The sequence below is a fragment of the Halomonas garicola genome (assembly GCF_055382465.1).
Genome location: NZ_AP043931.1, coordinates 1,232,575 through 1,258,720, shown reverse-complemented (window position 1 = coordinate 1,258,720; position 26,146 = coordinate 1,232,575). Strand labels below are relative to the sequence as shown.

General features: G+C 65.4%; 24 protein-coding genes. 6 read left to right on the top strand and 18 right to left on the bottom strand.

The genetic code is table 11. The features are described from left to right. Window positions 1-35 precede the first annotated feature (35 nt). On the bottom strand, window positions 36-689 hold the full coding sequence (locus tag ACZ46Y_RS06190; protein ID WP_311955042.1) for a LysE family translocator: 654 nt from the start codon (window positions 687-689) through the stop codon (window positions 36-38). Window positions 690-820: 131 nt separating this feature from the next. Between ACZ46Y_RS06190 and ACZ46Y_RS06185 the strand changes: the two genes are divergently transcribed. After that, window positions 821-1,024: a cold-shock protein gene (locus ACZ46Y_RS06185; protein ID WP_311885436.1), complete on the top strand. Its 204-nt coding sequence runs from the start codon at window positions 821-823 to the stop codon at window positions 1,022-1,024. A gap of 141 nt (window positions 1,025-1,165) precedes the next feature. On the opposite strand, the gene ACZ46Y_RS06180 is transcribed toward ACZ46Y_RS06185, so the two are convergent. The 4 genes from ACZ46Y_RS06180 to ACZ46Y_RS06165 form a co-directional block, all read right to left on the bottom strand. Further along, window positions 1,166-1,657, bottom strand: a complete 492-nt coding sequence (locus tag ACZ46Y_RS06180) for a hypothetical protein (protein ID WP_311955041.1) — start codon at window positions 1,655-1,657, stop codon at window positions 1,166-1,168. Next, window positions 1,540-3,090, bottom strand: a complete 1,551-nt coding sequence (gene yegS, locus ACZ46Y_RS06175; RefSeq protein WP_311955040.1) for a lipid kinase YegS — start codon at window positions 3,088-3,090, stop codon at window positions 1,540-1,542. The genes ACZ46Y_RS06180 and yegS overlap by 118 nt, the downstream gene beginning before the upstream one ends. Before the next feature lie 65 nt (window positions 3,091-3,155). Beyond that, entirely contained in the window at window positions 3,156-5,786 is a 2,631-nt protein-coding gene (gene pepN / locus ACZ46Y_RS06170; protein ID WP_311955039.1) for an aminopeptidase N, read from the bottom strand. 96 nt (window positions 5,787-5,882) lie between these two features. Continuing rightward, entirely contained in the window at window positions 5,883-6,368 is a 486-nt protein-coding gene (locus ACZ46Y_RS06165) for a YajQ family cyclic di-GMP-binding protein (RefSeq protein WP_311955136.1), read from the bottom strand. Window positions 6,369-6,551: 183 nt separating this feature from the next. Between ACZ46Y_RS06165 and cobO the strand changes: the two genes are divergently transcribed. Continuing rightward, on the top strand, window positions 6,552-7,151 hold the full coding sequence (gene cobO, locus ACZ46Y_RS06160; RefSeq protein ID WP_311955038.1) for a cob(I)yrinic acid a,c-diamide adenosyltransferase: 600 nt from the start codon (window positions 6,552-6,554) through the stop codon (window positions 7,149-7,151). 15 nt (window positions 7,152-7,166) lie between these two features. On the opposite strand, the gene ACZ46Y_RS06155 is transcribed toward cobO, so the two are convergent. From ACZ46Y_RS06155 to ACZ46Y_RS06105, 11 genes are all read right to left on the bottom strand, one after another. After that, complete coding sequence (locus ACZ46Y_RS06155; protein WP_311955037.1) at window positions 7,167-8,462, bottom strand: adenylosuccinate synthase; 1,296 nt, start codon at window positions 8,460-8,462, stop codon at window positions 7,167-7,169. Continuing rightward, the gene (locus ACZ46Y_RS06150) at window positions 8,462-9,655 is read right to left on the bottom strand and encodes an ATP phosphoribosyltransferase regulatory subunit (protein WP_311955036.1); all 1,194 of its coding nucleotides are present in this window, start codon (window positions 9,653-9,655) and stop codon (window positions 8,462-8,464) included. Before ACZ46Y_RS06150 ends, ACZ46Y_RS06155 begins: the two co-directional genes overlap by 1 nt. A 161-nt stretch (window positions 9,656-9,816) precedes the next feature. Then, on the bottom strand, window positions 9,817-10,707 hold the full coding sequence (hflC, locus tag ACZ46Y_RS06145) for a protease modulator HflC (RefSeq protein WP_311955035.1): 891 nt from the start codon (window positions 10,705-10,707) through the stop codon (window positions 9,817-9,819). Beyond that, on the bottom strand, window positions 10,708-11,955 hold the full coding sequence (gene hflK / locus ACZ46Y_RS06140; RefSeq protein WP_311955034.1) for an FtsH protease activity modulator HflK: 1,248 nt from the start codon (window positions 11,953-11,955) through the stop codon (window positions 10,708-10,710). It abuts the gene before it with no gap. A gap of 168 nt (window positions 11,956-12,123) precedes the next feature. Continuing rightward, the gene (gene hflX, locus ACZ46Y_RS06135) at window positions 12,124-13,434 is read right to left on the bottom strand and encodes a ribosome rescue GTPase HflX (protein WP_311955033.1); all 1,311 of its coding nucleotides are present in this window, start codon (window positions 13,432-13,434) and stop codon (window positions 12,124-12,126) included. A 30-nt stretch (window positions 13,435-13,464) separates the two neighbouring features. Continuing rightward, window positions 13,465-13,707 (bottom strand): RNA chaperone Hfq, encoded by a 243-nt coding sequence (gene hfq, locus ACZ46Y_RS06130; protein WP_311955032.1) that lies wholly within the window; start codon window positions 13,705-13,707, stop codon window positions 13,465-13,467. 166 nt (window positions 13,708-13,873) lie between these two features. Beyond that, window positions 13,874-14,812, bottom strand: a complete 939-nt coding sequence (gene miaA, locus ACZ46Y_RS06125) for a tRNA (adenosine(37)-N6)-dimethylallyltransferase MiaA (protein ID WP_311955031.1) — start codon at window positions 14,810-14,812, stop codon at window positions 13,874-13,876. Between the two features lie 35 nt (window positions 14,813-14,847). Beyond that, window positions 14,848-16,806, bottom strand: coding sequence for a DNA mismatch repair endonuclease MutL (mutL, locus tag ACZ46Y_RS06120; RefSeq protein WP_311955030.1), 1,959 nt, complete (start codon window positions 16,804-16,806; stop codon window positions 14,848-14,850). A gap of 24 nt (window positions 16,807-16,830) precedes the next feature. Continuing rightward, the gene (locus ACZ46Y_RS06115) at window positions 16,831-18,264 is read right to left on the bottom strand and encodes an N-acetylmuramoyl-L-alanine amidase (RefSeq protein WP_311955029.1); all 1,434 of its coding nucleotides are present in this window, start codon (window positions 18,262-18,264) and stop codon (window positions 16,831-16,833) included. 17 nt (window positions 18,265-18,281) lie between these two features. Next, window positions 18,282-18,779, bottom strand: a complete 498-nt coding sequence (gene tsaE, locus ACZ46Y_RS06110) for a tRNA (adenosine(37)-N6)-threonylcarbamoyltransferase complex ATPase subunit type 1 TsaE (protein WP_311955028.1) — start codon at window positions 18,777-18,779, stop codon at window positions 18,282-18,284. Window positions 18,780-18,783: 4 nt separating this feature from the next. Continuing rightward, window positions 18,784-20,322 carry an NAD(P)H-hydrate dehydratase gene (locus ACZ46Y_RS06105; protein WP_311955027.1) on the bottom strand — a complete coding sequence of 513 codons (1,539 nt, stop codon included), beginning with the start codon at window positions 20,320-20,322 and terminating at the stop codon, window positions 18,784-18,786. A gap of 100 nt (window positions 20,323-20,422) precedes the next feature. Here ACZ46Y_RS06105 and queG point away from each other — a divergent pair, with 100 nt between their 5' ends. Continuing rightward, a complete protein-coding gene (gene queG / locus ACZ46Y_RS06100) occupies window positions 20,423-21,604 on the top strand; it encodes a tRNA epoxyqueuosine(34) reductase QueG (RefSeq protein ID WP_376717583.1) in 1,182 nt (393 codons plus the stop codon). Window positions 21,605-21,613: 9 nt separating this feature from the next. Here queG and orn read toward each other — a convergent pair whose 3' ends face one another. After that, the gene (orn, locus tag ACZ46Y_RS06095; protein ID WP_311955026.1) at window positions 21,614-22,204 is read right to left on the bottom strand and encodes an oligoribonuclease; all 591 of its coding nucleotides are present in this window, start codon (window positions 22,202-22,204) and stop codon (window positions 21,614-21,616) included. A gap of 119 nt (window positions 22,205-22,323) precedes the next feature. Here orn and rsgA point away from each other — a divergent pair, with 119 nt between their 5' ends. Genes rsgA through asd form a run of 3 tightly spaced genes read left to right on the top strand, consistent with a single transcriptional unit; the run spans window position 22,324 to window position 25,108 of the window. Then, the gene (gene rsgA / locus ACZ46Y_RS06090) at window positions 22,324-23,343 is read left to right on the top strand and encodes a small ribosomal subunit biogenesis GTPase RsgA (RefSeq protein WP_311955025.1); all 1,020 of its coding nucleotides are present in this window, start codon (window positions 22,324-22,326) and stop codon (window positions 23,341-23,343) included. A gap of 28 nt (window positions 23,344-23,371) precedes the next feature. Then, a complete protein-coding gene (locus tag ACZ46Y_RS06085; RefSeq protein WP_311955024.1) occupies window positions 23,372-24,214 on the top strand; it encodes a sulfurtransferase in 843 nt (280 codons plus the stop codon). Window positions 24,215-24,244: 30 nt separating this feature from the next. Further along, window positions 24,245-25,108, top strand: coding sequence for an archaetidylserine decarboxylase (asd, locus tag ACZ46Y_RS06080; protein ID WP_311955023.1), 864 nt, complete (start codon window positions 24,245-24,247; stop codon window positions 25,106-25,108). A 64-nt stretch (window positions 25,109-25,172) separates the two neighbouring features. On the opposite strand, the gene ACZ46Y_RS06075 is transcribed toward asd, so the two are convergent. Further along, on the bottom strand, window positions 25,173-25,922 hold the full coding sequence (locus ACZ46Y_RS06075) for an IS5 family transposase (RefSeq protein WP_464380033.1): 750 nt from the start codon (window positions 25,920-25,922) through the stop codon (window positions 25,173-25,175). Window positions 25,923-26,146: the final 224 nt, after the last annotated feature.

The window sequence follows — 26,146 nt, the reverse complement described above, 5'->3', positions numbered from 1 at the left end:
CGGGCATCGGCTGTCACGGCGCTGGAACGGCCGCCCTACGGCCGCTGCTCCAGCGCCAGCCGAATGCCGAAGGCAATCAGCACGCTGCCGGTCAGCCCGTTGAGCGCGCGCGCCACGCGGGCGCTTGCCAGAAAGCGGCCGGCGCGCCCCACCATCAGCGCCACGGCGATCTGCCAGGCGTTGGCAATGGCAAAGTGCACGCCGGCAAGCCACAGCGACTTCACCAGCGCCGGGTCCTCGGGCGCGATGAACTGCGGCAGAAAGGCCATATAAAACACCACGGTCTTGGGGTTGAGCACGTTGGAGACGAGCCCTTCGCGCGCCGCCTGCAGTCGCCTGGCCTGCCCCCGGGCACCCGCCGTACCCTCCGCGGCCAGCCCCTGCCCCCGGCGCATGGCGCCCAGGCTCTGCACGCCCAGCCAGACCAGATAGGCCGCCCCGGCAAACTTCAGCGCGCCAAACGCCGTCGCCGACTGCAAAAGAATCAGCGAAATGCCCAGCGCCGATACCGCGGCGTGAATAAAAAGCCCGCAGCAAATGGCAAGGCTGGTGGCCACGCCGTCGCCGACGCCGCCCCGGGCGGTGTTGCGGATCACCAGCAGCGTATCCACCCCCGGCGTCAGAGAAAGTAGCGTAATGGCCACCACAAAAGCCCCGAAGTGCCCGTCGATCAAACTCCACTCGGCCATGCTGCCGGCTCCGTTAAGCGGTAAAAATCATTGGCCGAGACTTTACGCCCCGACATTTAACCTCTACATTGAAATTGACGATCAGGCAAAGGTGCCTTCGTCAGATAACCAAGCAAGCAAGGAAATTGATAATGGCAACTGGCACTGTAAAGTGGTTCAACGACACCAAGGGTTACGGCTTCATCTCTCCGGATGACGGCGGTGACGACTTGTTCGCCCACTTTTCCGAAATTCAGGCCGAAGGCTTCAAGTCCCTGCAGGACGGCCAAAAGGTCAGCTTTGAGGTCACCCAGGGCAAGAAAGGCTTACAAGCCTCGAATATCCAGGCCCACTGATTCTCTCAGGGCTAATTTCTTAAGGTATGCTCTTGAGCCAACCCCTGAGCAAGCTCTTGATCAACACCCTGAGGATATAGCGCCTGCGAGCGCCAGGAACATCGCAGAAGCCCGCCGGTCGGCGGGCTTTTTTTATGCCTGTCAGTCGCGCTCCGGCTCGTCCACCGTGGGCGTGGCCGTATCCGAGGCGGTCTCCACGTCCTGCTGCTCAAGCTCCTTGTACTGCTCCTGGAGCTGCTGCTGGGTTTCTTCAAAACGCCGCTCGGCGTCTTCGATCAGCTCGTCGACCTCCGACTTGCCAATCTCGCCGTCGAGCTTGCCGGGCGGGGCGGAAGGTTCAATATCCAGCTCCTCATCCGGCAGCGCGACGTCCTTCTCTGACGGCATGCCGTTTTCCGCTGAGGCGCCCGCATCTCCGGGTAGCGGCTCGGTCGTCGGCGCCTGCTTTTCCGCCTCTTCGAACTGCTCCTTGAGCTCCTGCTCGGCTTCTTCGAAGCGCCGGTCGATATCGCTGATCACGTCGTCCACGTCGGACTTCGTGACCTCGCCGGGCATGGCGGCGTCCTCGTCCTCGAGCACGTCTTCGGGGTCTGCGGAAAGCGTGTCGTCGTCGGCGGTGACCTCTTTGGGCACAGCCCCTTCAGACGTAGCGTCTTCGGCCGTAACGTCTTCAGGCGCCGTATCGTCAGACGCCGAATCGCCGGCGGCGCTATCCGTCTCGCCGGCCGGGGCCGGCGTCTCCGCGTCGGTCTCCGGATCGGCCGTATCCAGATCGGGCGCCTCGTCCGAAGACGCCGACTCGGTGGTGTCTGCCGTCTCAGCCGGCGCGTCTTCGCTCTGCTCGGCGGGGGTGTCGCCGCCTTCCGGGGCCGGTTCTGACGCGTCATCATCGCTGCAGGCGCCAAGCAGCAGCGCCGTGGCCATGAGCGTCGGTATCCAAAAGCGGTTTGACATGGCGGTATTCTCCTTACCGTCGCTGTAAGTAAAACAGGGCTAGGCCGTTGGCCAGGCCGTAGAAGGTCTGGCCGTCTGCGCGACCTTGTCGGGCGCCGGCGTCTTGTCGCCGCGGCCGTCGTTTGGGTTGTCGCGGCTGTCTCGCCGGTAAGCGACTCAGGAGTTGTAGCCACCAGCAGCTCGGAGTCCGCGGGCATGGCCAAGCGCAGCGCCAGGGGGACGACCTCGGCGGAAAAGGCGTCAAAGCGATGCGCTTCGCCGTCCAGGGTCAACGGCCAGGGCGGATGGCTTGGGTCGGTGCTCACCGAGAGTTTGGACACCGGCAGGTAGCGCACAAAGCGCCCCCGGGCCGGAAATTCGCGCAGCTCGCGGATCAGCTGCGGAAGCTCCCTGAAAGAGCCGAAGTCCTTGACCAGCAGCATGTCCAGGTAGCCGTCGTTGATCCTGGCGCTGGGCGCCAGCACCTGGCCGCCGCCGGACTGGCGGGCATTGCCCAGCGCCACCAGCAAAAACGCGGCCTTCTCTTCGCAGTTATCCCAGTTGAGCGTGCCTTCGTAGCTGCGGTGGCGCCAGGTCTTGAGCGCTCCCATCACCGAGTAGGCCGCCCCGCCCAGCAGGCGCTTGAGCAGCTTGGGCGTGGTCGAGGTCACCTCGGCGCCAAAACCGCCGGTAGCCATGTTGAGGTAGTACTCGTCCACGCCCTTGCCCTGCCCGGTGGCGGAAATCCGCACCACGTCCACCGGCTGGGGCTCCCAGCGGCAGATCTTCTGCAGCGCGGCGTAGGGCTCCAGGGGCAGCCCCAGCGAGCGGGCAAAGTCGTTGGCGCTGCCCAGCGGCACAATGCCCAGCGCCGGACGCTTTTCCCGGGGAAGACGCATCAGGCCGTTGACCACTTCGTTGACCGTACCGTCGCCGCCGCCGGCAATCACGTGGGTGGCGCCGTGATCCACGGCCGCTTCGGCAAACATCGCCGCGTCCCCGGCTTCCCAGGTGGCATAGACAATCAGCGCCATACCCGCCCGCCGCTTCTTGGCCACCGCGGCCCGCAGCGCCGGATCGCCGGCAGACTTGCCGTTTACTACCAGTACATAACGCCGATTGATGTCGCTCACCGTATCCGTCCACCTCGTATTGCCGTTGTCCCTATTGTCGCTGTGTCGCCCGAAGCCGTCCGCTTTTAGCCCAGCGCCTTGTCCACCATCTCAAAAACGTTGGCCGACAGCGGCCGGTCGTGGATGCGCTGGAGTTCGGCCTGCATCAGCGCCTGACGGGTATCGTCAAAGCGGCGCCAGCGCGTCAGCGGCGTCATCAGGCCGGCCGCCATTTCCGGGTTTAACCCGTCAAGTTCGATCACCGTATCGGCCAGCAGGGCGTAGCCCGCGCCGTCCAGCCGATGAAAGTTGATGCGGTTTTGCGCGAAGGTACCCAGCAGCGCCCGCACCTTGTTGGGATTGGTCAGCGAAAAGGCCGGGTGCTCCATCAGGTACTTGACGCGATCGAGCACGTCGTCCTGGGGCCGCGATACCTGAATGCTGAACCACTGGTCCATGACCAGAGGGTCGTGAGCCCATTTTTCGCCAAAGGCCCTGAGCGCCGGAGCGGACAGGTCGTCGCGGCTGGAGTGCACCAGCAGGGTCAGCGCCTGGCGCACGTCGGTCATGTTGTGACCGGCGTCAAACTGCGCCTGGCAGTGCTCGATCCCGACCTCGTCTTCGATGGTCATGAGATAGCCCAGCGCTACGTTTTTCAGGCTGCGCCGGCCAATCTGCTCAGGCGTCGGCGCGTAGGGCTCGTCCGCCTGATTGGCCTTGAACAGCGCGAGAAAATCGTCGCGCAGGGCAAAGCCCAGCGACTGGCACACAAACTCTCGGGCGGCGTGGATGGCGTCCACGTCCACCAGCGGCTGATGCTCGGCAATGCAGGCCTCGGACGGCAGCCGCAGCATTTCGGCCATCACCGCCTTGTCTTCGGCCGGCGCGTTGAGCAGCGTCCGGTAAGCCTCCACCACGCGGGTGTCCATGACCTTTTCCACGCCGTTGCGGTGAGCGGCAATGAGATCGTTCAGGGCCAGCATGGCCAGGCGCTGGCTGGCTTCCCAGCGGTTAAAACCGTCGCTGTCCTGGGTGAGCAGAAACGCCAGACCCTCCCGGGAATAGGGGAAGTACAGCTTCACCGGCGCCGAGAAATGGCGTAAAAGCGACGGCGTGGGCGCCTCCGCGACGTCGGTGAAGACGAACGTCTGCTCGGCTTCGCACAGGTTGAGTACGGTATCCTTGCCGCAGGCTTCGCCGTCGAGCGTCAACGTCAAATCGTGCCCCGACTTGGTCCCGATGAGCCCCATGCGCACGGGGATGTGCAGCGGCTCGGGGGCCTGCTGCCCTATCGTTGCCGGGGTGCGCTGACGCAGGGTCAGGCGGTATTCGGCGTTGGCGTAGTCGTACTCGCCGTGGGCGTCGATCTCCGGGGTACCCGCCTGATCATACCAGCGCATGAACTGGGACAAATCCTCGCCCGAGGCTTCCACCATGCAGCCGACGAAGTCCTCGATGGTTACCGCCTGGCCGTCAAAGCGCGCGAAGTAAAGATCGCTGCCCCGGCGGAAGGCGTCCCAGCCCACCAGGTTTTTTAGCATGCGCACCACTTCTGCCCCTTTCTCGTAAACCGTCAGGGTATAGAAGTTGGTGATCTCGATGTAGTGGTCCGGGCGCACCGGGTGCGCCGTGGGGCCGGCGTCCTCGGCAAACTGGGCGGTGCGGAAAAACGTCACGTCCTGAATGCGCTTGAGCGCCGCCGAGTTGGTATCCGCGGTGAAGCTCTGGTCGCGGAACACGGTAAAGCCTTCCTTGAGCGAGAGCTGAAACCAGTCCCGGCAGGTCACGCGGTTGCCCGACCAGTTGTGGAAGTACTCGTGGGCGACGATGCCCTCCACCTGCTGGAAGGCGGCGTCGGTGGCGGTGTCCGGGTGGGTCAGCACCGCCGCCGAGTTGAAGATATTGAGCCCCTTGTTTTCCATGGCGCCCATGTTGAAGTCGTTGACCGCGACGATCATGAAGCGATCAAGATCGTACTCGCGACCGTAGCGCTCCTCGTCCCAGCGCATGGCACGCTTGAGCGAAGCCAGGGCGTGGTCGGTCTTGCCCAGATTTTCTTCCTCGACCCAAATTTGCAGCGTGACGTCGCGGCCGCCCATGGTGGTGAAGCTGTCCTCCACACACGCAAGATCGCCGGCGACCAGGGCAAACAGGTAGGACGGCTTGGGGTGTGGGTCTTCCCAGGTAACGAAGTGGCGCCCGCCGTCAAGCCCGCCGCGCTCGACCGGGTTGCCGTTGGCCAGCAGCACCGGCTCGCGCTCGGCGTCGCCGATCACGGTGACGCGAAATACCGTCATGACGTCCGGACGGTCCGGGTAAAAGGTGATCCGGCGAAAGCCTTCGGCCTCGCACTGGGTGCAGTACATGCCGTTGGACTGGTAGAGCCCTTCCAGCGCGGTGTTGTCCCTGGGCGCCACACGCACCCGGGTTTCCAGAGTAAACGCCGCGGGCACGTCAGCAATGGTCAGCCCTTTGTCGTCGTGGCGATAGGCGCTGTCCGCCAGGGGTTCGCCGTCAACGGCGACGGACTCGAGCGTCAGCTGCTCGCCGTGGAAATAAAGCGGCGCATCGGCGCCGGCGTCCGGGTGGCGCTCGACGGTCAGGCACGCCTCGACGCGGGTATTGGCGGGGTCTAGGTCAAAGGTCAGCTCGGTATGGGTCACCCGATAGGCGGGCGGCTGGTAGTCGCTTAAATAAACCGGCTGCGGTTTTGACATAGCGCATGACTCCTTGTTGGCAGCGGCTCTGATGGGCCGACGGCAAATACAGTAAAAGAAAAAACAGTAAGCCAGGCTCGCCGGCAGCGGCCTGGATCAGTCGCGGAAATTGTCGAATTGCAGCGGCAAATCGGGGCCTTCCTCGCCGCGCAGCAGCGCCATGATGCCCTGCAGGTCGTCGCGTTTTTTCCCGGTCACGCGGACTTTTTCGCCCTGGATCTGCGCCTGCACCTTGGCCTTGCTCGCCTTGATGCGCTTGACGATGTCCTTGGCGTCGGCCTGCTCGAGCCCTTGCTTGAGCGTTACCGTCTGACGCGCCCGAACCCCTGAGAGTTCCGGCTCCTTGACGTCCATGCAGCGTGCGTCGATGCCTCGGGCGATCAGCCGCCCGCGCAGCATCTCAAGCATCTGCTGAAGCTGGAAATCCGCCTCGGCCTCCAGCGCGACGCTGTCGCCCTCCAGGGTAAAGCCGGCGTCGACGCCGCGAAAATCAAAGCGGGTTTGCACTTCGCGGTTGGCCTGGTCAACGGCGTTGGTCGCTTCGTGGCGATCAAATTCGGATACGATATCAAACGAGGGCATGGTCACTTCCTGAAAGTAGACGCTTCCTGACATGGGATGACCCGCTATTCTAGAGCAGCCACCCCGCTGCCCGCCAATTTCATTAGCTGACTAAATAAGACCCACCGCCAGCCATCCAAGCCTTGTCCGACACGCGGGCATGGCCTAGGCTACGGCGCCAATCCAACCACCTCGGGAGATACCATGAGCGATCGCGAGACGCGCCATAAAGCGTCAATGCAAAAACTGAAGGCGCGCGTGGACGAAAAAGTCGCCAACGCCACCGAGCAGCGCGGCCTGATCATCGTCAACACCGGCAACGGCAAGGGCAAGACCACCGCCGCCTGGGGCACCGTGACCCGAGCGCTGGGCTACGGCTACCGGGTCGGCGTGGTGCAGTTCATCAAGGGGCTCTGGGAGTGCGGCGAGCGCAACCGCCTGGAAGACGACCCCAACCTTGACGTCGCCATCATGGCCACGGGCTTTACCTGGGACACCCAGAACCGCGAAGCCGACACCCGGGCCTGCGAGGAAGTCTGGGCCGACGCCGCGCGCATGCTCGCCGACCCGGAGATTTATCTGGTGGTGCTTGACGAAATCACCTACATGCTCAAGTTCGGCTATCTCGATATCGATACCGTCAGGGAGGCGCTGGAGAACCGCCCGCCGGAGCAGACGGTCATTATCACCGGGCGCAATGCCCACCGCGACCTGGTCGCCATGGCGGACACCGTCACCGAGATGCAGGAAGTCCGCCACGCCTTCGCCAGCGGCATTCAGGCCCGCCGCGGCATCGATTTTTAACCCGTCCGCGCGGAATCAGCCGTCAAAGGGGTTACGCAGCACGATGGTTTCCACGCGGTCGGGGCCGGTGGAAATCATGGCGATGCTGGTGCCGATCTGCTCTTCCAGAAAGCTGATGTAGGCTCGGGCGTTGGCCGGCAGGCCGTCGACGCTTTTGACCCCCAGCGTGGACTCCTCCCAGCCCGGCAGGTCCTGGTACAAAGGCTCGATGGCCTCGTAGCCCTCGGAATCCACCGGGTTGTCCAGCACGTCGCCGTCCTTGCTGCGATAGCCCACGCACACGCGGATGGTTTCCAGGCCGTCGAGCACGTCGAGCTTGGTCAGGCAGAGCCCGGAAATCGAGTTGATCTGCACCGAGTGGCGCAGGGCCACGGCGTCAAACCAGCCGCAGCGCCGCGCGCGCCCGGTGGTGGCGCCAAACTCGTGGCCCTTCTCCGCCAGGTGGCGGCCGTGGTCGTCAAACAGCTCGGTGGGGAAAGGCCCGGAGCCCACCCGGGTGGTGTAGGCCTTGGTAATGCCTAGTACGTAGTCGAGGTACAAAGGCCCCACGCCCGACCCGGTGGCAGTACCGCCGGCGGTGGTGTTGGAGCTGGTGACGTAGGGGTAGGTGCCGTGGTCGATGTCCAGAAGCGCCCCCTGCGCGCCTTCAAAGAGGATATTCTCGCCGCGCTGTCGCAGGGAGTGCACCAGGCCCACGGTGTCGCTGACCATGGGGCGCAGCTCGTCGGCCATGGCCATGGCGCTGTCGAGCACCGCCTGGAAATCCACCGCCGGCTCGCCGTGGTAGCGGGTCAGCACGAAGTTGTGGTAGTCGAGCACCTCGCCGAGCTTGGCGGCGAAACGCTCGCGGTGGAGCATGTCGCCCAGGCGCAGCCCGCGGCGCGCGACCTTGTCTTCGTAGGCCGGGCCGATGCCGCGGCCGGTGGTGCCAATCTTGGCCACGCCGCGGGCTTTTTCCCGGGCCTGATCCAGGCGCACGTGGTAGGGCAGGATCAGCGGGCAGGCCGGCGACAACCGCAGCCGCTCGCGCACCGGCACGTCCTTCTGCTCCAGCTCGTGAATTTCATTGAGCAGCGCCTCCGGGGAGAGCACCACGCCGTTGCCGATCACGCAGATCTTGTCGTCGCGCAGAACGCCCGACGGAATCAGGTGCAGCACGGTTTTTTCGCCGTCGATTACCAGCGTGTGGCCGGCGTTATGGCCGCCCTGGAAGCGCACCACCGCCGACGCCGATTCGGTGAGCAGGTCAACGATCTTGCCCTTGCCTTCGTCACCCCACTGGGTGCCCAGTACTACGACATTCTTACCCATTATGCACTCGTCTCTTGTGTCAGGGCCGTTGGCTGCCAACGGCCGTCGATAAGCTCTAGCCGACGGTCGCAGCCGTGCGCCAGCGGCTCGTCGCGCTGCCCCGGCAGCGCTTGGATGACGCGCTCGCCGCGGCGGCGAAGCTCCGCCACGGCGTCGCACAGCGCGTCCTCATCAATGGCCGGCGCCAGAATCGCCCCCGGCGCCGGCGTCGCCTCCGCCAGAGTCGCCAGCTGTTTCAAATCCGTGGAAAACCCGGTGGCCGGGCGGGCGCGGCCGAAGACCCGTCCGGTATCGTCATAGCGGCCGCCCTTGGCCAGGGCATGGCCGTAGCCCGGCACGTAGGCGGCAAACATCATCCCGGTGTGGTACTGATAGCCGCGCAGTTCGGACAGATCAAAATACAGCGAGACGTCAAAGCGCGCGCGCACCCGGCGCTGTAGCGCCAAAAGCTCGTCGAGGGCGGCGGTCACCGTGGCCGGCGCGCCGGCAAAGACATCCCGGGCCCGATCGAGCACGCTCACGTCGCCGTGAAGCTCACCCAGCGCCGTCAGCATGTCGGCCAGCGCCGGGTCGCTCACGGTGCGCTGGACTTCGCGTTCAATGGCGCCGGGAGATTTCAGCGCCAGCGCGGTAAACAGCGCCCGCTCCTGCTCTTCGTTGAGCGCCGCGGCCTCGACCAGGCTGCGATAGATGCCGATGTGGCCAAGCGCCAGGTGCAGCTCGCCGGCGCCGGCCGCGGTCAGGCTTTCCAGCGCCAGCTGGATGATTTCGCTGTCGGCTTCAAGTCCGCTATGGCCAAAAAGCTCAACGCCGACCTGCACCGGGCTGCGCCCGCCCTGATAAGGGTCAGCCGTAGCGCGCATGACGCTGGTGCAGTAGCACAGCCGCACCGGCCCTTCCCGGCGCAGCGAGTGGGCATCCATCCGCGCGACCTGAGGCGTCACGTCGGCGGTAGCGCCCATCATGCGCCCGGTCAGCTGATCGGTGAGCTTGAAGGTTTGTAAATCGAGGTCGGTGCCGGTACCGGTCAAAAGCGAATCGAGAAACTCCGCCGGCGGCGGCATTACCTGGTCGTATCCCCAGCGGTAATAGAGGTCCAGCAGCCCGCGGCGGAGCTCCTCCATGCGGCTTGCCTGCGGCGGCAGCACCTCATCCATGCCGTCGGGCAACAGCCAGCGGTCAGCGATGGTCATGTCAACAATCCTGCGAGACGACGGTGAAAGCCCCCGGGAATTCATCGGCAGCGCGACAAATCCGCTAACGTGAGGCCACAAAAAAACCGGGCAACGCCCGGTTAACGAAGTCTACCATGTTTGGCCGCCGGAGAAACCCCGTTCCTCCGGCGGGCGGCGACTTACTCCGCGTCTTCCGACGCCGGCATGGCGTTGTTCAGATAGCGGAAAAACTCGCTGTCCGGTTCCAGCACCAGGAGGTTGTCGCTGTCGGCAAAGCTCTTGCGGTAGGCGTTGAGGCTACGCCAGAAAGAGAAGAACTCGGCGTCCTGCTCGTAGGCGCTGGAATAAATCTGCGCCGCCTCGGCATCGCCTTCACCGCGCAGCGTTTCCGAACGCTCGCGGGCCTGGGCCAGCAGCACCTGGCGGCGGCGATCGGCGTTAGCCTGGATCCGCTCGGCCTCTTCCTTCCCCTGGGCACGCCACTCGCGGGCCTCGCGCTCACGCTCGGAGCGCATCCGCTCGAACACCGCCGCGGACACGTCTTCGGGCAGGTCAATACGCTTGATACGGATATCGCGGATGGCGACCCCGAGCTCGTCGCGCATCAGGCTATCCAGATCTTTGCGGGGACCGGTCATGAGCTCGTCGCGGTTTTCAGCGATGATCTGCTGCAGCTCCAGCCGGCCAAAGGCGTTACGCAGGCTTTCGTCCACCCGGGGCTGGATCAGCCGCACGGCCATGGTTTCATCCCCCGCCGTGGCCTCGTAGTAAAGCGTCGGATCGACGACTTCCCACTGAACATAGGAGTCGACGATAACGGCTTTCTGCTCTTCGGTCAGATAGCGGCTGGTGTCGGTATCCAGAGTCAGCAGCCGGGTATCGAACTTGCGCACCGTATGGGTGATGGGCACTTTGAAGTGCAGCCCCGGCTCGATGTTCTCTTCCACGACTTCGCCAAATCGAAGCTTCACCGCGCGCTCGGTTTCATCCACGACAAACAGGCTACTGCTGGCAAGCCAAGCGGCAACCGCCAGGCCACCGACGATCAGCAGGGATCGATTATTGATCATTTACCGGCCCTCCCTGCGGGTGGACGTTCTGTTGTTGGAGCGGTTGCCGGCGTTGCTGCCGGAACGGCTTGACGAAGACGACGAGGCCGCCTGCGGCGAGATATTCTCAAGGACACGGGGGTCCAACTGCTTACCGTCGTTGGACATCGTGCCGCCCTTGCCGCCGAGCTTGTCCAGCGGCAGGTACATCAGCGGCGCGTTGTCACCGGTATCCAGCAGCACCTTGGGCGTGGCGCCGAAAACGTCTTCAATGGCTTCGATGTACAGGCGCTCGCGCATGGTTGCCGGCGAGTTCTGGTACTCGGAAAGCAGCGACAGGAAGCGGTTGGCCTGACCCTGGGCCTCGGCCACTACCGATTCGCGATAGCCCTGGCCCTGCTCGATAACCCGCTGGGCCTGCCCCTGGGCCTGGGGAATAATGGCATTGGCATAGGCCACGGCCTGGTTAATTGTCCGCTGGCGGTCCTCTCGAGCGCGGATGACGTCGTCGAAGGCGTCGATCACCGGCTCCGGCGCCGAGGTGGACTCGATGTTGATGGTCTGCAGCTGGATGCCCACGTCGTAGTTGTCCAGGTAGGTCTGCAGACGGCTGGCCACCGAGCTGCCGAGAATCTCACGCCCGGACGTCAGGATATCGATCATGTTGGTGCCGCCAACCACGTGGCGCAGGGACGAATCCAGCGCGTTTTCAATGGTCAGGTTGGGATTGCGCACGTTGAGCATGAAGTTGGACGGATCCGATACCCGGTACTGGGCCGATATCTCGACCTTCACGATGTTTTCATCCTGGGTCAGCATCGACTGGGTCTGGGTCAGCGAGCGCACCCGGGTCACGTTGACCATGCGCACGTCGTCAATCAGCGGCGGATTCCACTGCAGGCCGGGCGTGACGATCTCCTGGAACTTGCCAAAGCGCAGCACCACGCCGCGCTCGGACTGGTCGACCAGGTAAAAGCCCGACGCCGCCCAGATGGCCAGCGCCACGACGATCAAAAGCCCGGGCAGGGTAAAGGCGCTGCGCGACTTGCCGCCGCCGTTGCCACCGCCGCCGCCGTTGCCGCCTTTTTTCTTGCCCAGCATGCCGTTGATCTTCTGCTGAAACTTCTTCAGCGCCTCGTCAAGGTCCGGCGGTCCGCCGCCGTTTCCGCCACCGCCTCCGCGGTTGCCGCCGCTGTCGCCGCCCTTGCGTCGACCGCCCCCGCTCCAGGGGTCGTGCTGGTTGCCACCACCAGGCTCGTTCCAGGCCATACGTTAGTCTCCATCAAGGTGTTCACCGGCACGCCGCGTCGGGGCGCCTAGGCGCGACGCCGTGCCCTGTCATCCTGCTATCTTTATATGTGCTGTTCTTGAGCGTGCTGTTCTTGAGCGTGCTATCGCGGGGTCATCGCCGTCGGGCCGGCGCTCAGGGCCGGGCGCCTACCAGCCGGCCGGCTCCTTGAGGGCCTCGGGCAAATAGGTATCGGCACGCTCGCCAAGTCTTGCCATCAGCTGGTTAAAGTCGCGTCGCTGCAGACGCACGTCAAGTACCGGGCGCCCGTTTTCGTCAAAATATTCGGACTGCACGGCGTTAAGCTCGTGCAGCCCGGCGCGCAGTTTGCCCTGCTCCGGCTTAAGCGTCAGCGAAAAGTCGATGACATCATAGGCCAGACGTTCGCTCAACGCCTGATAGAGCAGATCAATTCCGCGGCCATCCTGGGCCGAGAGCCAGACGGTGTCGGGCACTCCGTCGCCGTCGCGCTCGATGCGCGGGGCGCTGTCCAGCCGGTCGATCTTGTTCATGACCTTGAGCATAGGCACGCGATCCGCGCCGATTTCCTCGAGCACCTCGTCGACCTGTTCGACGTTGAGCTCGCGATCAGGGTCGGCTGCGTCGATCACGTGGACCAGAAGCGAGGCATCCACCGCTTCCTGCAGCGTGGCCTGAAACGCCTCGACCAGCTTGTGCGGCAGGTGGCGGATAAAGCCCACGGTATCGGCCATGATCACCGGCCCCACGTCGTCGATTTCCAGGCGCCGCAGCGTCGGGTCCAGGGTAGCGAACAGCTGGTCGGCCTGATAGACGTGGGCGTCGGTCAGCGCGTTGAACAGCGTCGACTTGCCGGCGTTGGTATAGCCGACCAGCGAAATGCTGCTGATCTCCGCCCGAGCCCGCGCCCGGCGATTTTGCTCGCGCTGCTTGCGCACCTTGTTGAGCTGCTTGTGAATCGCCTTGATCCGGCCGCGCAGCAGCCGGCGGTCGGTCTCCAGCTGGGTTTCCCCCGGGCCGCGCCCGCCGATGCCGCCGGCCTGGCGCTCGAGGTGTGTCCAGCCGCGCACCAGGCGCGTGGAGACATGCTCAAGCTGGGCAAGCTCAACCTGCAGCTTGCCTTCGTGGGTTCGCGCCCGCTGGGCAAAAATATCCAGGATCAAACTGGTGCGGTCCAGCACTCGGCAGTTGAGCTCGCGCTCCAGATTACGCTCCTGGGACGGGCTCAGGCCGTGGTTGAAAAGCACCAGCTCAGCCTCGTGCGCCGCCAGCATGGCACGCAGCTCTTCAAGCTTGCCCGAGCCGATAAAGGTGCGGGTATCCGGGCGGTTGCGGCTGGCGGTCAGCAGCGTGGCCGCCGTCGCGCCGGCGGACCGCACCAGCTCGAGAAATTCGCCCGGGTCCTCCCGGGCGTGCTCGTCGGGAAAATCGACGTGCACGAGTACGGCCGTTTCACCGGCATCGGGGCGCTCAAAAAACAATCAGTACCTCATGGCTTGGTTGGTGCAGCATTAGGCCTCGACGTCGCCGGTGTCCGATGCCGGAAGGCGCACGTTGCGCGACGGCACAACGGTGGAAATCGCGTGCTTGTAGACCATCTGGCTGACGGTGTTGCGCAGCAGAATGACAAACTGGTCGAATGACTCGATCTGACCCTGAAGCTTGATGCCGTTGACCAGGAAAATGGACACCGGAATGCGCTCCTTGCGCAGGATATTCAGGTACGGGTCTTGAAGGGACTGCCCTTTGGACATGATGCTCTCCCAAACTGTCTTGGAGTTGGTTATTAAAAGTGCGCCAGAGGCGCCCTGCAGCAGGGTTACCCGAAAGGCCGGCGCGCGACCGCTCGAAAACGCTAACGATAAAGCGCTCATCTTACGCTAAGCGGCGCGCTCACGCACGGCCTTAAAAGCGCCTATTTCAGCCGGCGCCGTGGCCGGCCAGCGCCATGACGCGCTCAAGCGCCCCGGCGTCCGTGGCATCTACCCAGTGCAGGCCCTGCCAGCGGCGCAGCCAGGTCAGCTGGCGCTTGGCCAGCTGGCGCGTGGCAATGACGCCGCGCTCGACCAGCGCCTCGCGGTCGTACTCGCCGTCCAGATAAGCCCACACCTGGCGGTAACCCACGCTTTTCATCGACGGCAGATCAGCGTGCAGATCACTACGCTTTCTGAGGGCGACGACCTCATCTATCAACCCCTTGTCGAGCATTGCGGCAAAACGAGTGGCGATTCGCCGGTGCAGCACGGCGCGATCGGCGGGCGCCAGGGCTATGGACAGCACCCGCCAGGGAAAGGTTTCCGGGCGCTGCTCGGCCCAAAGCTCGGTGAGCGTGCGCCCGCTCGCCTCGAAAACTTCCAGAGCGCGCAGAATGCGCTGGGGGTCGTTGGGGTGAAGGCGCGCGGCGGCGGCCGGGTCCACCTGCCCCAGGCGGCGGTGCAAGGCCACCAGGCCGTCCCGAGCCTGCTCGGCCTCGAGCCGCGCGCGGATGGCCGAGTCGGACGGCGGCAGGTTATCAACGCCGTCCAGCAGCTGCTTGTAATACAGCATGGTGCCGCCGGTGAGCAGCGGAATCCGGCCCCGGGCGGTGATCTCGCGCATCTCATACAGCGCATCCCGGCGAAAATCCGCCGCCGAATACGGGTCCGCCGGGTCACGGATGTCGATCAGCCGGTGCGGCGCCCGGGCAAGCTCGCAGGCGTCAGGCTTGGCGCTGCCGATATCCAGCCCGCGATAGACCATGGCGGAGTCGACGCTTACGATCTCGCAGCCCAGCCGCTCGTGCAGAGCGATCGCCGCATCGGTCTTGCCCGAGGCGGTGGGCCCCATCAAAAAAATCGCCGGCGGGCGTGAGTCGGTCATGAACCTGGTAGCTCCTGTAACACTCTGCTGGCCGCCTATTGGCCGCGTAAAAACAGCCGGTCCAGCGCCTGCATGTTCATCTGCGTCCAGGTCGGGCGGCCGTGGTTGCACTGGTCGCTGCGCTCGGTGCGCTCCATATCGCGCAGCAGCGCGTTCATCTCGTCGATCGTCAGGCGGCGGTTGGCGCGCACGCTGCCGTGGCAGGCCATGGTCGACAGCAGCTCGTGAATGTGCGCCTCGACCTGGCGGGTGCGGCCGTAGCGCTCGAGCTCCTCGAGCATGGCGCGCACCAGCGCTTCCGGATCGGCGCCTGACAAAAGCGCCGGCAGCTGGCGCACCAGCAGCGTCTCGGGGCCGGCCACGTCCAGGGTGATGCCGAGCTTTTCGATGGCCTCGCGCTCGCTTTCCGCGGCGGCCACCTCGCGACCGCTGGCGGAAAGCGACACCGGCACCAGCAGCGGCTGGGCGTCCACGCCGGCGGCGTCCAGCTGGCGCTTCATGCGCTCGTAGACGATGCGCTCGTGGGCGGCGTGCATATCGACGATCACCAGCCCCCTGGCGTTCTGGGCGAGGATGAACACGCCGTGCAGCTGGCCCAGGGCAAAACCCAGCGGCGGCGCGGCGGCGGGGTCGGCCGCGGGCATGGCGGACGCCTCAGGCGTCGGCGCCTGGCGCACCTCCCGGGCGCTGTCTTCCGGCGCACGCGGCGTCAACAGCGTCTCTTCGTGGTCCGGGTGCAGCGCCTGGTAGCCCTGCATAAAGCGGCGCACCTTGGCGGCCCCCGGGTGGCCGGCGCCGCCGGGCGGGCCCGCCGGCGAAGACGATCCGGCATGGTGGCCGGGCGCGGGCGCAAGCGCCATGCCCTGCTGCTCGAAGCGGCCGTCGTCTGCGCCCACACCGCCCTGCGTCGCTTCCTCCGAGGCGCCAGCGTGGGCCTCCGCGGCGGACGGCTCGGCTACGGCGTCGGGCCGGGTGTCGGCCAGGCAGTGATGCAGGCTGGAAAACAGAAAGTCGTGTACCGTGCGCCCGTCGCGAAAGCGCACTTCGTGCTTGGTCGGGTGGACGTTGACGTCGACCACGTCCGGGTCTACGTCCAGGTAGAGCACAAAGACCGGGTGGCGGCCGCCGTAGAGCACGTCGCGGTAGGCCTGGCGCACGGCGTGGGCCACCAGGCGGTCGCGGACTACCCGGCCGTTGACGAAAAAGTACTGCTGGTCGGCCTGAGCTCGGGAGTGCGTAGGCAGCCCCACCCAGCCGGACAGGCGCAGATCGCCCACCTGGCGCTCGATGTAGCGGGCGTGCTCGATAAAGGTCTTGCCCAGAAGCGAGGCGATACGCCGCTCCCGGGCGGCGGGCGAGTCGCCCGGCGGCAGCTGGTGAACGGTCTTGCGGTTGTGGCGCAGCGTCCAGGCGACGTCGTAGCGCGACAGCGCCTGGCGGCGAAACGCCTCTTCCAGGTGGGCAAACTCGGTTTTTTCGGTGCGCAGGAACTTGCGCCGGGCCGGCGTGTTGAAGAACAGATCGCGCACCTCGACGCTGGTGCCGCGGGGGTGCGGCGCCGGGGTGACCCGGGCCTCCATGCTGCGCCCCTCGGCCACCACGCGAAAGCCTTCGCGGGGGTCGTCTAGGGCATTGGAGGTCAGCGAAAGCCTGGATACCGCGCTGATCGAGGCCAGCGCCTCGCCGCGAAACCCCAGCGAGCTTACGCCCTCCAGGTCGTCGAGGTTTTCAATCTTGCTCGTGGCGTGGCGGGACAGCGCCCGGGCCATGTCGCCTTCGGCGATACCGGTGCCGTCGTCGCGCACCTTGATCAGCCGCGCGCCGCCCTGCTCCACCTCGACTTCGATGCGCCGGGCGGCGGCGTCGATGGCGTTTTCCATCAGCTCCTTGGCCACCGCCGCCGGGCGTTCGACCACTTCGCCAGCGGATATCTGGTTGGCCAGGCGCGGGTCGAGCACGTGGATTCTGGGCGCTGCGGCCGCGTTATCGTCCACTATCTACCTCCAACACTCACCTTGTCAGGATTCGGGAATATGCAGCACCTGGCCGACGCGGATCACGTCGCCGTTGAGCTCGTTGGCCTGGCGCAGGCGGCCCACCGGCACGTTGTGGCGCGAAGCAATGGCCGACAGCGTGTCGCCCTGTTGAATGCGATACTCGTCGCTGCCGGGGCGACGGTCGTGGTCGCGCTGCCAAGCCAGCAGGCTGGCCGGCGGCGGATGGCGCTCAAAGTGCTTGCGGACACCGCCGAATATCGCCTTGGCCAGGCTTTCCTGGTGCGACGGCGTTGCCAGGCGCTCCTCTTCGGTGGGGTTGGAAATAAACCCGGTCTCCACCAGCAGCGACGGAATATCCGGCGACTTGAGCACCACAAAGCCGGCCTGCTCGACCCGGGACTTGTGCAGGTGGTTGATCCGCCCCAGCTGGTCAAGCACCTGGCCGCCGATGGTCAGCGAGTCGTTGAGCGTGGCGGTCATGGTCAGGTCGAGTAGCACCCCGCGCAGCACCTGGTCCTTGTCGCGCAGCGAAAGGTTGCCGTCCACCCCGCCGATCAAATCCGAGCGGTTTTCGCTGTCGGCCAGCCACTGGGCGGTTTCCGACGTTGCCCCGCGCTGGGACAGCGCAAATACCGAGCTGCCCTGGGGCCGCGGGCTAGTAAAGGCGTCGGCGTGGATCGAGACGAAGAAATCCACCTTCTGCTCCCGGGCCAGGCGCGTGCGCTGGCGCAGGCCAAGGTAGTAGTCGCCGTCGCGGATCAATACCGCCTTGAACCCTTCGACGGCGTTGATGCGCGCGGCCAGCCGCTGGCTGATCTCAAGCACCACGTCCTTCTCCCGGGTGCCGCCGGGGCCCACCGCGCCGGTATCCTCGCCGCCGTGGCCGGCATCCACGGCAATGATGATATCGCGCCGCGGGTGCGGTTCGGCCTGCTCGACGACGGACGTCTCCTCGGGCGCTTTGCCCAGCGCCTTGGCTTTGGTACTGGCGCGCTTGGCGGCGATTTCCTGCTCGCGGATCATCGACTCGATGGGGTCGATGGGGTTTTCCACCGCGCTTTCGCCCGGGTATTCCAGATCCACTACCAGCCGGTGACCGTACTCTTCGTTGGGCGCCAGGTTGAAATGGCGCGGCTCGATATCACGGCTGAGCTCGAGCACCACGCGCAGATCGTCGCCCTCGCGCACGCCGGTGCGCACCGCCGAAATTGCGCTGCCCTCCAGGGGCAGATCGTCCATCTTTGCCTGCAGATCGCTGTCCGCCAGGTCGATCACCAGCCTTGACGGCGAGTCCAGCGCAAACACTTCGGCCTTGGCCGGCTCGGACAGATCAAACACCAGCCGGGCGTGGTCCGGCGCCGCCCACAGGCGCACGCTGTCCACCGTTGCCGCCTGCGAGACGGCGGGCAGCGCCAGGCCCAGCGCCATGAGCACCGCCAGCTTCGCTCTGCGCATCCTTTCCCGCGCCGCCATCACACGTCGCCCCGGAAGCCGGCTGCGTCGTCGTCTAACCCGCGAGCGTCTGCCAGCTCGGCAAGCAGCGCCTCGCCCCTGACCGTTGCGCTTTCCAGCCGCGCGCGGCGCCCGGCCCCGGCGACGTCCAGCGTCAGGTCCACATCCGCCGGGGGCAGCCAGCCCGCGCCGCGGCTGGGCCACTCGACTACGCAAAGGGCGTCGTCGGCGAAGACGTCGCGCCCGCCGATGAACTCGAGCTCCTCGGGGTCACCCAGGCGATAAAGATCCAGATGATAGACGCGCTTGCCGTCAAGCGCGTAGGGCTCGACCAGCGTATAGGTGGGGCTTTTCACCGCGCCTTCGTAGCCGTAGGCGCGCAGCACGCCGCGGGTGAGCGTGGTCTTCCCCGCGCCCAGGTCACCGTGTAGATAAAGGCGCCCGCGGCCTTGAAACAGTCGGCCCAGGGTTTCGCCGAACGCGACGTGCGCGCTCTCGTCGGGGAGTTGCACCTGCATGGGGCTAATACCTTGATGATAATGAGTACCTTGATGGCAAACTGTCAGACCCGGGGTTGATCAGCCGGCGCGCACAGGATGCCAGATCGCTCGCCAGCAAACCACGTTCGCCGTGGTCCCGGGCGGCCATATCCGCCGCCAGGGCGTGAATCAGCACGCCGAGCCGGACGCTGTCATCATTCATGCCGCGCTGACCGGCCAGCGCCCCGAGCATCCCCGCCAGGGCATCGCCCATGCCGCCGCTGGCCATGCCCGGGTTGCCGTAGGGGCAGACACCAAGCCCCCCGGGGCCGGCGACCAGGGTGCCGGCGCCCTTGAGGACGATAGTGCCGCCGTAGCGGCGGCGCAGCGCTTCGGCCGCCGCCGGCCGGTCGGCTTCGACCTCGGCGGCGGTGATGCCCAGCAGGCGGCCCGCCTCGCCGGGGTGCGGCGTCAGCACCCAGCTATCGCGGCGCTCAGCGGTAAAGCGCGCGGCCAGCAGGTTCAGCGCGTCGGCGTCCACCACCAGCGGCCTGTCGCTCTCAAGCGCCGCGGCCAGCACGGCCTGGCCAAAGGCGCCCTGACCGATGCCGGGGCCCACCACCAGCACGTCGCTCTGCTCCACCAGCCCGGCCAGGTCCGCCCCGCCGCATACGCCGTGGGCCATGACTTCCGGGCAGCGGATCAAGCTGGCGCCGACGTGCTCCGGCGCGGTGGCCAGGCTTACCTTGCCCGCGCCCAGCCGGGCGGCGGCCTGGGTGGCAATCAGCGCCGCGCCGCCCATACCCGGCGCACCGCCCAGCACCAGCACGTGGCCCATGTCGCCCTTGTGCGCGGTGCGCCGGCGCGGGGCAAAGGCCTCGGCCAGCCGGCTTGCGCTCAGCAACACGCCGCGCGGCACAATGTCATCAAACGCCCGGGCGTCGACGCCCAGCGGGCAAAACATCACCTCGCCGGTATGGTCGGGCGCCCTGCCGGTATAAAGCCCCAGCTTGTCGGCGATGAACGTCACCGTGGCGTCGGCGCGCACCGCCACGCCCAGCAGCGCGCCGGTATCCGCGGCCAGCCCCGAAGGAATATCCACCGCCAGCGTCGGCTTACCGGCGCGGTTGATCGCGTCAATCGCCTGGCGGTAGGCTCCCCTGACGTCGCCGGCAAGGCCGGTCCCCAGCATGGCGTCCACCACCGCCTCGCCGTGCAGCGCAGCGTCATCCTGCCACTCCTCGACCGGCGCGCCCGCTGCCCTTGCCATGGCTGCCGCCCGGGCGGCATCGCCTTCAAGCTCACCCATCGGCTTCAGCGCCAGGCACTGCACGGAAAGCCCGGCCTGGGCGGCCAGAGCGGCAATGACGTAGCCGTCGCCGCCGTTATTGCCGCCGCCGCACAGCACGCTAACGCTGCGCGCCTCGGGCCAGCGGGCGCGCAGGTGTTGCCAGGCGCCGGCGGCGGCGCGCTGCATCAGGGCAAAGCCTTCGATACCGGAAGCGACGGTGCGCCGGTCGATTTCCCCCGTCTGGCCGGCGGTGTACAGCGGGCGCAGGGGCTGCGAGATCACAGAGCTCACGGAGTCTCCTCTTGCCGGGGTTGAATCAAGCGTGCGGCGCGTTTCGCGCCGGCGCGGCTTGTACGTTAGCATAGCGTGACAGTCTGACCGTTGACCCGCCATGGCCGCCTCCGTTCCCACAGACGTTCCCAACGACGTTCCCACCCGCTATGCGCCCGCCGACGAGGCTTCCGACTCGCCGCTGTCTCCGGCCGAGCTTTCCGCCCTTGCCGACGAGATCAAAGCCTGGGGCGACGAGCTGGGCTTTCAGCAGGTGGGAATTACCGATACCGATCTCTCTCAAGGCCCCGGCGGCGACCACGAGGCCCACCTAAACGACTGGCTCGACCAGGGCTACCACGGCGAAATGGGCTTTATGGCCAAGCACGGCACCAAGCGCACCCGCCCCGCCGAGCTTGAGCCCGGCACGCGGCGGGTGATCAGCGTGCGCATGGACTACCTGCCGGCAGATATGGACAGCATCGCCGTACTCAGCCGCCCCGAAAGCGCCTATATCTCGCGCTACGCCCTGGGCCGCGACTACCACAAGCTGATGCGCAAGCGCCTGGCGGCGCTCGCCCAGCGCATCGAGGCGCGGGTCGGCAAGATCGGCTACCGCGCCTTTGTCGACTCCGCCCCGGTGATGGAGCGGGCGCTGGCACAAAAGGCCGGGCTCGGCTGGTTCGGCAAAAACTCCATGTTGCTCAACCCGAAGGCCGGCTCGCTGTTCTTTCTGGGCGAGCTCTACACCGACCTGCCGCTCCCCGTGGACGCCCCTTTCGAGCGCGACCACTGCGGCAGCTGCAACAGCTGCCAGACCGTCTGCCCCACCGGGGCCATCGTCGATGACGGCGTGGTCGATGCGCGCAAGTGCATCTCGTACCTCACCATCGAGCTTCACGGCGCGATCCCCGAACAGTACCGCCGGGCCATGGGCAACCGCATCTACGGCTGCGACGACTGCCAGCTTTACTGCCCCTTCACCCGCTTTGCCCACCCCACTCGGGAAGACGACTTCCAGCCGCGCCACGACCTTGATCGGGCGGAGCTGTTAACGCTGTTTGGCTGGGGCGAGGAAGAGTTTCTCGCCAGGACCGCCGGCAGCGCCATACGGCGCATCGGCTACGAGCGCTGGCTGCGCAACGTTGCCGTGGCGCTGGGCAACGCCCCCTTCAGCCCGGCGGTGGAGGCCGCCCTGATGGCAAGGCGCGCTTACCCCAGCGCGCTGGTACGCGAGCACGTGGCCTGGGCGCTGGCCGAGCAGCGCGATAAAGGCCGGCAGCGCATTGCTACCGCCGGCTAAGCCGCAGCGCTACTCTTCTTCGCCGTAGAGGTCTTCTGCGCTGTTGCCGGTCTGCAAAAACGTGCGGCGGTAGTGCGAAAGCTCCTCGATGGACTCCTTGATATCGTCCATGGCGAGGTGCGCGTTGCGCTTTGTGAAGCCCTTGAGGGCGTCCGGGTTCCAGCGCTTGGCCAGCTCCTTCACCGTGGACACGTCCAGGTTGCGGTAGTGGAAGAATGCCCAGAGCTCGGGCATTTCACGCTCCAGAAAGCGCCGATCCTGGTGGATGCTGTTACCGCACATGGGCGAGGTGCCCGGCTCGACGTAGCGGCGCAGAAATGCAAGCGTCTGCGCCTCCGCCGCGGCGGTATCCGTGGTGCTTTCCTGAACCCGCTTGACCAGGCCGGACTCGCCGTGGGTCTTGCGGTTCCAGTCGTCCATCTGTTCGAGCAGGCTGTCGGGCTGCTTGACCGCAATCACCGGCCCTTCGGCCACGGTGTTCAAGTCGCCGTCGGTGACCAGGGTGGCCACCTCGATAATGCGCTCCCTGTTGGGGTCCAGCCCGGTCATTTCCAGGTCGATCCAGATCAAAAGATCCTTGCGTGGCGTTGTCTCGCTCATGGTGGCTCCCTGATAGATTCAGCGGCGGCGCAGCGGCAGGCCACTCAGCCGCCGCCAAAGCCGTTACAATGCGGAAAAGCGCTAGTGTACCCTTCAACTGTACCGATCAACAGGTGGCCATGAGCAAACGTAAACTGAGCCGTCAGCAGCGCTGGCGAGTGGAAAAGGTCCAGGCCGAACGCGAAAAGCGCGCCGCCAGGCACAGCGCCCGGGAGAACGAACAGCTGGCCGCCGGCGAATACGGCGCCGAGCAAACCGGCCGGGTGCTTGCCCACTTCGGGCGCACGCTTGAAGTACGCGGCGCCGACGGCGCGGCGGTGCGCTGCCACCTGCGCGCCAACCTCCAGGGACTGGTCACCGGCGATGTGGTCATCTGGCGCGAAGGCGAGGACGGCTCCGGCGTGGTGGTCGCCGCCACCGAGCGCGAAAGCGTGCTCTCCCGCCCGGACCCTCAGGGCCGGCTCAAGCCCGTCGCCGCCAACGTCGATCAGATCCTCATCGTTTTTGCCGTGGAACCTAGGCCCCACGCCAACCTCATCGACCGCTACCTGGTGGCCGCCGAGGCCACCAGCATCGCCCCGGTGCTGGTGCTCAACAAGGTCGATCTGCTGCCCGACGACGGCGGGGAGCTTGGCCAGCTGCTCGAGCGCTACCGGGCGCTAGGCTACCCGGTAGTCAGCACCACCACCGAACAAAGCGCCGGGCTCGACGCGCTCAACCGCCAGCTCGCCGGGCGCACCTCGGTGCTGGTGGGCCAGAGCGGCGTGGGAAAGTCCTCGCTGGTAGGCCACCTGCTGCCCGACGAAAGCCTGCGCATCGGTGCGCTGTCCGAAGAGACGCGCAAGGGTACCCACACCACCACCACCGCCAGGCTTTACGCCATGCCCGGGGTAGACGGCGGCGTGCTCATCGACTCCCCGGGCATCCGCGAATTCGGCCTCGCCCACCTGGACGCCGACACCGTCACCGAAGGCTTTGTCGAGTTTCGCCCCTACTTGGGCCACTGCCGCTTTCGCGACTGCCGCCACCGGGCCGAACCCGGCTGCGCTTTACTTGCCGCGGTGGAGGCAGGCAATATTCATCCACAACGCTTTGCCAGCTATCGGCGCATTCTCGCCAGCCTGGACACGCCAAGCTGAATAAGCCACGTCAACGTAAGGAGTTGTCATGAGCACCCCACAGCAAAGCTCGGAAGCCCACCTGCTGCCGTTGATCGTCGAGCCGGAAACGCTCAACGACCACCTTGACGACCCGGAGCTTCTGATCATCGACGTGCCCAAGGACCCCGGCAGCTACGCCCGGGGCCACGTTCCCGGCGCGGTGTTTCTGGAGTGCCGCCGCCTGATGCGCGGCGAAGCGCCGGTCCCCAGCGAGGTGCCGGATATCGACACGCTCTCGGCCATGCTCAGCGAGCTGGGGCTTACCCGGGACACTCATGTGGTGGCCTACGACGACGAAGGCGGCGGCTTTGCCGCGCGGCTGCTGTGGACGCTTGAGCTGATCGGCCACCGGCGCTATTCCTACCTCAACGGCGGCATCACCGCCTGGCGCGCCGAGGGCCTGCCCCAGGAAACCGAGCCCACCAAGCCCACGCCGACCGACTACCGCGCCGAGATTCTCAACCCCGAGGCGCGCATTACCTGCGACGAGATCAAGGAGCGCCTGGGCGAGGCCGACTTTGCCGTCTGGGACGCCCGCTCGCCGGCGGAGTACAACGGCGAAAAGGGCCAGAACAAGCACTTGGGCCATATTCCCGGCGCGGTCAACATGGAGTGGACCAACGCCATGGATCCCGAGCGCGACCTGCGCATTCGCGGCTACGCCGAGCTGATCACCGAGCTTGACGCCATGGGCATTACCCAGGACATGGAGATCGCCACCCACTGCCAGGGCCATCACCGCAGCGCCTTTACCTGGCTTGTTGGCCGCGCGCTGGGCTTCAACATCCGCGGCTATGCCGGCTCCTGGGGCGAATGGGGCAACCGCGACGACACGCCGATTGAAACCTGATCCGATAACACCCGACGGAAACCAACGCCCGTGACGCTTTCCCAAAAAGCCTTTGCGCTCATGCAGTACCCGCTGCCCCACCACGCCATCTCAAGGCTTGCGGGCAGCCTGGCCGAGTGCCGTTCCCCGGGGCTGAAAAACGCCCTGATCAGCGCCTTTATCCGGCGCTTCAAGGTGGATATGCGCGAGGCGCTGGAGCCGGACTACCGCGCCTATACCACCTTCAACGATTTCTTCACCCGGGCGCTCAAGGACGACTCCCGGCCCCTGGGCGAAGGCTTCATCAGCCCCGCCGACGGCACGCTATCGCAGTACGGGCGCATTACCGCCGGCGAACTCGTCCAGGCCAAGGGGCATCGTTTTTCCGCCCGCACCCTGCTCGGCGGCAACGCCGAGCTGGCCGATACCTTCGCCGGCGGCAGCTTCGCCACGGTGTATCTCTCACCCAAGGACTACCACCGCGTGCACATGCCGATGACCGGCACCCTGCGCGAGACGATCTACGTGCCCGGGCGGCTGTTCTCGGTCAACCAGGCCACCGCCGGCTATGTGCCGGGGCTCTTTGCCCGCAACGAGCGGCTGGTATGCGTGTTTGATACCGCGCACGGCCCGCTTGCCGTGGTGCTTGTCGGCGCGATGATCGTGGCCGCCATCGAAACCGTCTGGGCCGGGCAGATCACCCCGCTTGCCGGCACGCCCCAGCGCACCCGTTTGGACGAGTCCGTCACGCTTGAAAAAGGCGCCGAGCTCGGCCGCTTCAAGCTCGGCTCCACGGTGGTGATGTGCACCGTAAACCCGGTAGCATTCGACGACTTTACCCCCGGTGCCAAGGTGGCGATGGGACAAAGTCTGGGACGTATGGAAGCAAGCCGGGAGAACAGGCAAGGCGGCTAAGCGCGGATAATCGGTCCGGTTGAAAACTGATATAAACAAGATAAGCTTAGGGCCTGTTGACGTTTCACATTGGTAGCCATAAAAAGCCGCATGCCAAGGCCACCATGCTTTCGTAATTTCGTTTGAGCTTATCGTAGCGCGTCGCAATGGCGCGATACGGTTTCAATCGAGCAAAGGCATTCTCAACCAGATGCCGGTAGCGATATAACCCTCTGTCCAGATTGGCATTTCCTTTTTTCGAGTTACGCCTGCGTGGAATGACGGCAGCCATTCCTTTGGCTTCGACCTGCTCACGGATACGTTCACTGTCATAGCCTTTGTCAGCCACCAGCGCGTCACCTGCCGGCAAACCGTCAATCAATGCCTGGGCTTCCGTGCTGTCGTGCACTTCACCCCCGGTTATTCTGAAGGCGATCGGCAACCCATAAGCATCCACGGCCAAGTGGATCTTGCTGGTATTGCCTGCACGACTTTTGCCAATGGCTTCTGCGTCTTCCGTGGCAGCTCCAGTGCTGTCTTGGTGAGCCTTGACGTAGGAGCCATCAATGAACAGCCACTCAACATCAGGATCTTCCACCAGAGAGCTGAAAATCCTCATCAGCTTTCCACTCGCTGACCAGGCGTTGAAACGCTTGTAGACCGTGTTCCAAAGGCCAAACACCTCTGGTAGGTCTCGCCACGGGCAGCCAGTGCGCATCCGATAAAGGATGCCTTCCACCGTGGTACGCAAGTCGGCCTTGTCATAAATACCTTGTTGAAGCAGGATAAGTTTCAGCTTCGACCAGTGTTCATCCGTGAGCATTTGTCGGGGCATGGCAGGCTTGCAGTTTGTTGGCGTAGGAACCTTTATTCTGCGAGCTTGCCCCTATCCTGCCAATACCCCTGCCATGAAACGTCAACAGACCCTAATTGTCACTAAATCAGTTTTATCTCACTTTCTTCCACTCTTCGGTGCCGCGCTAAAACCTGCTAGTCTTTTAATCCGAACCACAGCGCAAAACTGGTTTCTTACTCTAAAATGTCACGGGGCAGCGATTC

Bases quoted from the DNA above. Each gene is read 5' to 3' on its own strand.
- ACZ46Y_RS06190 (WP_311955042.1), bottom strand. From the start codon at position 689: ATGGCCGAGTGGAGTTTGATCGACGGGCACTTCGGGGCTTTTGTGGTG.
- ACZ46Y_RS06185 (WP_311885436.1), top strand. From the start codon at position 821: ATGGCAACTGGCACTGTAAAGTGGTTCAACGACACCAAGGGTTACGGC.
- pepN (WP_311955039.1), bottom strand. From the start codon at position 5,786: ATGTCAAAACCGCAGCCGGTTTATTTAAGCGACTACCAGCCGCCCGCC.
- ACZ46Y_RS06165 (WP_311955136.1), bottom strand. From the start codon at position 6,368: ATGCCCTCGTTTGATATCGTATCCGAATTTGATCGCCACGAAGCGACC.
- cobO (WP_311955038.1), top strand. From the start codon at position 6,552: ATGAGCGATCGCGAGACGCGCCATAAAGCGTCAATGCAAAAACTGAAG.
- ACZ46Y_RS06155 (WP_311955037.1), bottom strand. From the start codon at position 8,462: ATGGGTAAGAATGTCGTAGTACTGGGCACCCAGTGGGGTGACGAAGGC.
- ACZ46Y_RS06150 (WP_311955036.1), bottom strand. From the start codon at position 9,655: ATGACCATCGCTGACCGCTGGCTGTTGCCCGACGGCATGGATGAGGTG.
- hflC (WP_311955035.1), bottom strand. From the start codon at position 10,707: ATGATCAATAATCGATCCCTGCTGATCGTCGGTGGCCTGGCGGTTGCC.
- hflK (WP_311955034.1), bottom strand. From the start codon at position 11,955: ATGGCCTGGAACGAGCCTGGTGGTGGCAACCAGCACGACCCCTGGAGC.
- hfq (WP_311955032.1), bottom strand. From the start codon at position 13,707: ATGTCCAAAGGGCAGTCCCTTCAAGACCCGTACCTGAATATCCTGCGC.
- miaA (WP_311955031.1), bottom strand. From the start codon at position 14,812: ATGACCGACTCACGCCCGCCGGCGATTTTTTTGATGGGGCCCACCGCC.
- ACZ46Y_RS06115 (WP_311955029.1), bottom strand. From the start codon at position 18,264: ATGCGCAGAGCGAAGCTGGCGGTGCTCATGGCGCTGGGCCTGGCGCTG.
- tsaE (WP_311955028.1), bottom strand. From the start codon at position 18,779: ATGCAGGTGCAACTCCCCGACGAGAGCGCGCACGTCGCGTTCGGCGAA.
- queG (WP_376717583.1), top strand. From the start codon at position 20,423: ATGGCCGCCTCCGTTCCCACAGACGTTCCCAACGACGTTCCCACCCGC.
- orn (WP_311955026.1), bottom strand. From the start codon at position 22,204: ATGAGCGAGACAACGCCACGCAAGGATCTTTTGATCTGGATCGACCTG.
- rsgA (WP_311955025.1), top strand. From the start codon at position 22,324: ATGAGCAAACGTAAACTGAGCCGTCAGCAGCGCTGGCGAGTGGAAAAG.
- ACZ46Y_RS06085 (WP_311955024.1), top strand. From the start codon at position 23,372: ATGAGCACCCCACAGCAAAGCTCGGAAGCCCACCTGCTGCCGTTGATC.
- ACZ46Y_RS06075 (WP_464380033.1), bottom strand. From the start codon at position 25,922: ATGCCCCGACAAATGCTCACGGATGAACACTGGTCGAAGCTGAAACTT.